Genomic DNA, 6,281 nt, shown 5'->3' with positions numbered 1-6,281 from the left:
CGTCGGTGCTCGGCGAGTCCTGTCGTAACTCGCCCACGACAAGGGCCACCCTTCGAATCGTCTACCGCCAAAGTTGACGAACCCGAAGGGTGGCCCTTGTCGTGGGCGAGTTACGACAGGACTCGCCGAGCACCTACATATGAGGTTGTACGGGGACCATCACGTGAGGGTGTACACCGATAGGGCGTACTTCTCATCCCATCTCGCAGCGGTAACGCTGACGACGTGTGGTACCGCCTCGCTGGGTCTGATGCGGGTCGGTATATCGGAATGGCGCAGGGCGACGTGACTCCGTATCCGTGGGGCGGACGTTGGTTGGTGCCGCTCGTGGCTTCGTTCGCGGATGGCGCATCCGTAGGCGCGCTGCAGGCGCTGAACTATCTCTTTCTGTTTCTGGCGATTGGGTCGATCACCTACCTCGGTCTGAACTACGCCTCGTCGTCTTCAGCGATGGTTGGTGCGTGGGCCTTCTGTGCGACAGGCGTGGCACTGCTCGTGCTGTTTCAGAACCCGTTTCTGGTGGATTCTGCGGGGCTTTTGGTATTCGCGCTGATCGGTATCGGCTATCGGCGAGAGAACTACTGGGCACTCGCGGCAATAGTCGTACTGGGTGTCACGGTCAAGGAAGTGGTGATCGGCTTCTTGCTGTTGCTATTGCTGCGTCGCCGGTGGCGCGAGTTGGCTGTCGCATTTGTTTTGTCCGCAGGGCTGCTCTACTACGGAGTGGTGTCGTCAGCCCCAGGCTCTGCCCTCCTGCCAGAGTTCTCCGTTGGGCTTGTCGTGAAGCTGGCATTCGGGCTGGGAGCAGGGTGGCTTCTTGCCGCGGTAGCGGTTCTGCAGATTTCGCACAGGCGGAATCTGGTTGCGCAACAGGATCTTCAGTACTTTGCTCTGACAATAGTCTTGAGTCTTGCGGTTCTTCCCATGGCTACCGACACCAGTCGACTGCTGGTGTTCGCCCTTCCAGCCGTGGTACCCCTCTGCACGATTGCCCTCTCGGAGTCGAGCAAATTGCGCATCGCAGTCGGCGTCGTGTTCGCCATTCCTGCGGTCGTTTCGGTCCTCCCGTCTCGCTTCACCTACGCATTGCGCCCGCAGCCGTTCGAGCAGTTGGAGTCTTGGTACAGCGCAAACACTGAACTGATCGCGGTCTCTGCGCTGCTCGCTATGATCGGAGCTGTCATTGCTGTCTGGCCGGCCATTCTCGGTCTGACGAATCGCCATCGAGTCGATGCCCGTTCCTGAAGGCATAGCAAATTTCACCCCAATACACTGACGACCGCGCCCGCAATGATCCGGTGACCCGCGTCGTTGGGATGCAGACCGTCGGGGTCGATCATGTCCGGATGATCGGCCAGTGGCTCACCGATATCGAGATATCGGGCCACTGCGCTTGCGGTGGCGGCCTTCACTCCGTCGATCAGCGTCGCGAAGTCCGCCGGAGGCTCGGTCGAGTCCCAGATCGGGCTGGTGACTATCACCTCGGTATTCGGTGCCGCAGCCTTGATGGCCTCGAACAGCGACAACGCAACCGCCCCTGTGACGCTGGAGGTGCCGGCCTCGTAATCGTTACGGCCACCGGACACGACGACAATGTCCGGTTGGGCCGCGGCAACCACATCCAGCTTGATTGCGTAGTCGGTCTTCTGGCCGAGATAGGTCGTGGTGTATCCGGAGCCTCCCTCGGCGAGGTTGAGCTCAGACCATCCCATCGCCGCCGACACGAGCGTCGTCCACCGCTTCCCGTTGGTGGAGGCTCCGATGCCCTTGCTGTACGAATCACCCAGAAACACGACCACGGGCACCGAATCCGGGATGAACCGTGTGGGAGGTGGTGCTGACTGGGGAGGCTCCGACCGTGATCCGATCTGCCATCCTAGAATTCCGCTGAACGCCACGATCAGGACCGAGACAGCGACGTAGACGAGCACCGTGCTCTTTGCCCTCATGGTGCCGGTACACCCACTTGTTTTATCAGGGCTTCGGTGACCGCCATGGCCCATAGTCGCGACCCCTCGGAATTGGGGTATCGATTTGCGCCGTCGTAGGTTCCCTCCACACCGTCGACGGTCGTCGCCGCGTCGATGATCTGAAAGTCGTTCTTGCGCGCGGATACCTCCAGATCGTGGACATTCGCGCGCACCTGGTCCTCGGTTTCCTTGGGGTCCCGTGGAGCCGGTTGCAGTATGGCCACCACCGCTGCTCGCGAATACGTCTCGGCAAGTGTGCGCAGCAGGGGAACGGATTCGGCCGCAAGGGTGCGAGGGCCCATGTCGAGACCGTTGTTGGCCAACACGACATCGATATCTGATGGTGGGTGAATCTGCGGAAGCGCGCTGGTCAGAAAACCGACGTTGCGTGAGACCGACGCGTTCCACAGAGAGATAGGTGTGCCGATGCCGTCAGCGACAGAGATCGACGGCTCGAGGTAACCCGTACCTGCTGCAAAATTCCAGTCGTGGATCACCGCCGGACGGCCGTACTCCTGTGCCAGGCTCTGCATCGTCAAAAACACCCAGCCGCCGAGCGAGATGCCCGTTCCGTCCCCGATGAGCAGAATATCGACGGGATCATTCGGCTCAGCCAACATGGTGGACAGAGGCTGCTGATGCACGGCATCGGTCGTCGTGACCGTCACCGGACGATATGTGTCTGCTGTGCTGCCGCAGCCCGCAGCTGTCCCCAGGACCACAGCCGCGACGACCGCCACACGCCACCGGATCACGAGGTCGACCGCCGACCGAACACGGACTTCGGACCGGCCATAGACTCCCGCATCGTATGGACCATGTGTTCCCACGACGGAAACTCGAAGCCGGGCGGCATCGGTGGTGGATCGGTGGACAGACACAGCGTCATTGCCCGCGCCACTGCGTCGACGTCGGTGGGATCGCAGTAACGAACGGCCTCACCGAGCAGTTCGCGGAAGATGGGCCGCTCGCTCACCAACACCGGGGCGCCCAGGCGCAGTGCCTCGAGGGGAGGGAGTCCGTACCCCTCGTCGAGCGAGAGATACACGAACAGAGCGGTATTGCGATACAGCCATGCCAGGTGCTCGGTCTCGACGAAGCCGGTGTAGCGAATGGAGCCGTCGTCGATGGCCGCGAGTACTCGTTGGTCGAGCTGATCGGCCTTGCCGTTGGCCGGCCCCACTACCACGAACGGGCGGGTCGGTGAGATCGCGCCCGAACGGACAGCGGCGGACAGCGTCGTCGCCAAGTTCTTTCGGGTGTTCAACCGCCCTACGGACAGCACGAAGGAACCAGGCCGCAGGTCGAGAGCCGGAGGGGGTGCTGGAATCGCGTCGAGTAGTGCGTGAGAGACGCCGAAGCCGGTGACGGCGGTAGGCGTCAGGTGTGGGTTGTGCGCAGCGATACGAGCCGCCTCGGTACGACTACTGACGAACAGGACACTCGCCGCGCGTGCGGCGATCATGATGGGGGAGAGGTAGATACGCTCGATCGTGGTGAACCACTCGGGGTTGGACTGGAACAGTGCGTCGTGAACGAAGACGGCCGACTTGCCCAGCAGCGGAGAATAATTCGATCCCCACGCCATGTCGTACGGACCGAGACGTACTCGAAGCGAGAGTTCGATCATGTTCTTCAGCGGCTGCGTCGGAAGGTACGTGCGGATCCACCGCACCCCCTGCCGTTGCAGGTCCGCCGCTTCCGCCGGCGTGGGACTCCGCCGCAGGGCCACCGTGAGCACATCGTCGGGAAACTCGCGTCGCCACGCCGCGATCTTCTCGTGCGTGATGACGATGCCGGCGGGGGGACCGTCGAACCAGTAGTAGCCGTCGAACAAGACCCTCATGACGTCTCCGTTCTGTCGCGTCGTGGCAGTACGACGAGCATCGCGACCGAGACAGCGATGCGCAGCCCGCTCAGCACTATCAGCGTCCACACCAATCCCGCTGCACCACCGACGAATACGCCGATCGTTTGGCTCCCCACGTCGACGAGTACCGAAGCCAAGCGCGCTCGATGCGTGAAGACGGGGCCGACGAAGAATCGGGTGGCCATCAGCGCTACCTCGAAGGTCTGCGCAGACAGGATCGCCAAGCCCACCGGAACCACGTACGGCAGTGCGGTGGCGGGACCGATGTGTGAGAACACCGTCGAGAGCGCCGTGTATCCCACCAGCCCACACGCGCCGAGGCCGAGGGCCACCGCGATGTTCCACCGCACCGAGACCGCGAGGACCGCACGAGTGCCCTGCGCGCTGAGTGTGGCGAACTGTTTGAAGATCAACGGCTGAATGCTCTGGATGATGACGAACGCCGGTGCGAAGACGAGCGAGTAGGCGAATCGAATTCCGGCAGTGGCGGTGTCGTCCTGGATCAGATACAGCAGCAGCATGGCGATCTGGCTTCCGAATCCCAGGTACACCGCCTCTGCGGTGATTCGCCACGCAATCGAGAAGTGGGACTCGGACTTGATGGTGGAGGTGGCTGTGCCGCAGAAGGCGAGCCCGGCCGCGAGCACGATCAACAAGGTGCAGAACCAGATCGGCAGCAGTGCGGCGTTGTCGATCCCGAGCGCAATCACTCCGGCGGCGGCCAGCGCGCCGACGGCGTAGAGGGCAGCCAACAGTGCCGCACGGGAGTAGCTGCCCCGAATGATGAGTACCTGGCGCGGTAGATCCGAGATCACCATCGTCGCCGCCAACGCCCCCACCGCGGCGGCATAACCCCACTCCCCGCCGCGGCTGATCCACGCGAACGACGCAACACCGACGACGGTCGCGAAGGTGAGGGTGCCCCGCCAACTGGACCACCGGTCGATGGAGTCCTCGGGACGAACTCCTATCCGTGCCGCGTCGACGATCGGGGCGTAGATCCCCCATGCCCGCGAGGTACCGACCGCGATGAACCCCAGTGCGGCACCGACCGACAGTGATGCGAACTCGCCGACGGTCAACGACACACCGGCCGTGACGTTGAAAACGAAGAACCCGAGAGACCACAAACCCTGATCGAGAGTGCGAATCAGCAGTCCGGATCGGGTGACCGAGGGGCTCACCACCTCGGAACTCGTGGTCATCATGACCGACCCGTCCGGCCGGGCATCGCCGCGCCGAAGGCCAGGCCATCGGCATACAGCTGCCCAGCGAGGTCGACGAACCGCTGCTTGGTCCACTGCGTCGTACTTACCCTCGGCATGGCCGAGGCTCCAACGATGGCCTCTGCCAGCATGTCCCGAGTGGTCGCGGTGTCAGCCGGGAGCACCACCCCGGACGTGCCGGAATCCTGGAGCACCGAACTTGCTCCGGTTCGCTCGAAACACACCACAGGTAATCCACACGACGCGGCCTCACCCACGACGCCGCTCGCACCTTCGCGACCCGAGGGATGCATCAGTACATCCGATTGCACCATCATGTCCAATACCGCTGTGCGGTCCAGTGATCCGTGGAAGGTCACTCGATCCTGCACACCGAGCACGGCTGCGCGTCGATGGAGATACGCGCCATGACTGGTGCTGTCGAAGCCCACTATATGAAGGTGGGCGTGCCGCAACGAGCTCGCGGCCAACGCCTCGATCGCCAGTTCCTGACGCTTGCGCGTGATGAGATGCCCGACGACCAGGATCACGATGCCGTCGTGTTCGGCCCGGGCAGGCCGGTCGGTCGGGCGATCGACGACGACGTTGGGGAACCTACGGCAACGGGTATTCGAATGCGCGACGGTCGCTTCCATTGCCCCGTTCTGTGCGAGGACCAGATCGCATCGACGAGCGATGCGAGTCGCCGGGAACGAGGCCACTCGGTCGCGCGCCGCCTGCAGAATCCATTGCTTGCGTGACGCGAGCGAAGTGGGCGAGATGGCGAACACCTCGGCTACACCTCCCGCCCCGACCGGGCCCCAGACCTTGTAGACGCGCGAGGACATTCTGGTGATCGGCGTCGACAGAATCTCCGAGGCGAACGTGACGTGGTGCGCATAGACCACCGAATACGTCCGCTCGATCTCACGGATGTACGGGACAGCCAATCGAACCCAGAGCTCGTGCTCGATGCGGGTGAACCGGGGATAGTGCCATCGAAAGAACGGAGGAGCCATCGGCATCTCGACGGTGACGATCTCCAGGTGCTGTTCGAGCTCGGCGGGTACGCGCCCGGCGCAGGCCAGTGCCGAGCGCCGCATCGTCACCAGGACCACCATCGCATCCACCGTCCGAGCGTGCTCGAGCGTGGCGATGAGAAACTGCCAGCCGATGCCGGGCTCGCTGGGCATGTCCGGATGAACAGTGAAGGAGGACAGCACTATCGCGTGTTTA

Annotated in this window: 6 protein-coding genes; 1 reads left to right on the top strand and 5 read right to left on the bottom strand. The window is 63.1% G+C overall.

Annotated elements, in window-relative coordinates:
* Positions 1–327: 327 nt before the first annotated feature.
* Complete coding sequence (locus CH256_RS22650; protein WP_143536650.1) at positions 328–1,245, top strand: hypothetical protein; 918 nt, start codon at positions 328–330, stop codon at positions 1,243–1,245.
* A gap of 14 nt (positions 1,246–1,259) precedes the next feature.
* Here CH256_RS22650 and CH256_RS22645 read toward each other — a convergent pair whose 3' ends face one another.
* From CH256_RS22645 to CH256_RS22630, 5 genes are all read right to left on the bottom strand, one after another.
* Positions 1,260–1,949 (bottom strand): SGNH/GDSL hydrolase family protein, encoded by a 690-nt coding sequence (locus CH256_RS22645; RefSeq protein ID WP_179272190.1) that lies wholly within the window; start codon positions 1,947–1,949, stop codon positions 1,260–1,262.
* Positions 1,946–2,638: a hypothetical protein gene (locus CH256_RS27810; protein ID WP_143536649.1), complete on the bottom strand. Its 693-nt coding sequence runs from the start codon at positions 2,636–2,638 to the stop codon at positions 1,946–1,948. Before CH256_RS27810 ends, CH256_RS22645 begins: the two co-directional genes overlap by 4 nt.
* 83 nt (positions 2,639–2,721) lie before the next feature.
* Positions 2,722–3,816, bottom strand: coding sequence for a glycosyltransferase family 4 protein (locus CH256_RS28205; protein WP_179272189.1), 1,095 nt, complete (start codon positions 3,814–3,816; stop codon positions 2,722–2,724).
* The gene (locus tag CH256_RS28200; RefSeq protein WP_218829153.1) at positions 3,813–5,048 is read right to left on the bottom strand and encodes a hypothetical protein; all 1,236 of its coding nucleotides are present in this window, start codon (positions 5,046–5,048) and stop codon (positions 3,813–3,815) included. Before CH256_RS28200 ends, CH256_RS28205 begins: the two co-directional genes overlap by 4 nt.
* Complete coding sequence (locus CH256_RS22630) at positions 5,045–6,238, bottom strand: glycosyltransferase family 4 protein (protein ID WP_143536648.1); 1,194 nt, start codon at positions 6,236–6,238, stop codon at positions 5,045–5,047. The genes CH256_RS28200 and CH256_RS22630 overlap by 4 nt, the downstream gene beginning before the upstream one ends.
* Positions 6,239–6,281 lie beyond the last annotated feature (43 nt).

Origin of the sequence: Rhodococcus sp. 05-2254-6 (assembly GCF_002258565.1) — a bacterium.
GTDB lineage: Bacteria > Actinomycetota > Actinomycetes > Mycobacteriales > Mycobacteriaceae > Rhodococcoides.
This window is presented reverse-complemented; position numbering and strand designations above follow the sequence as displayed.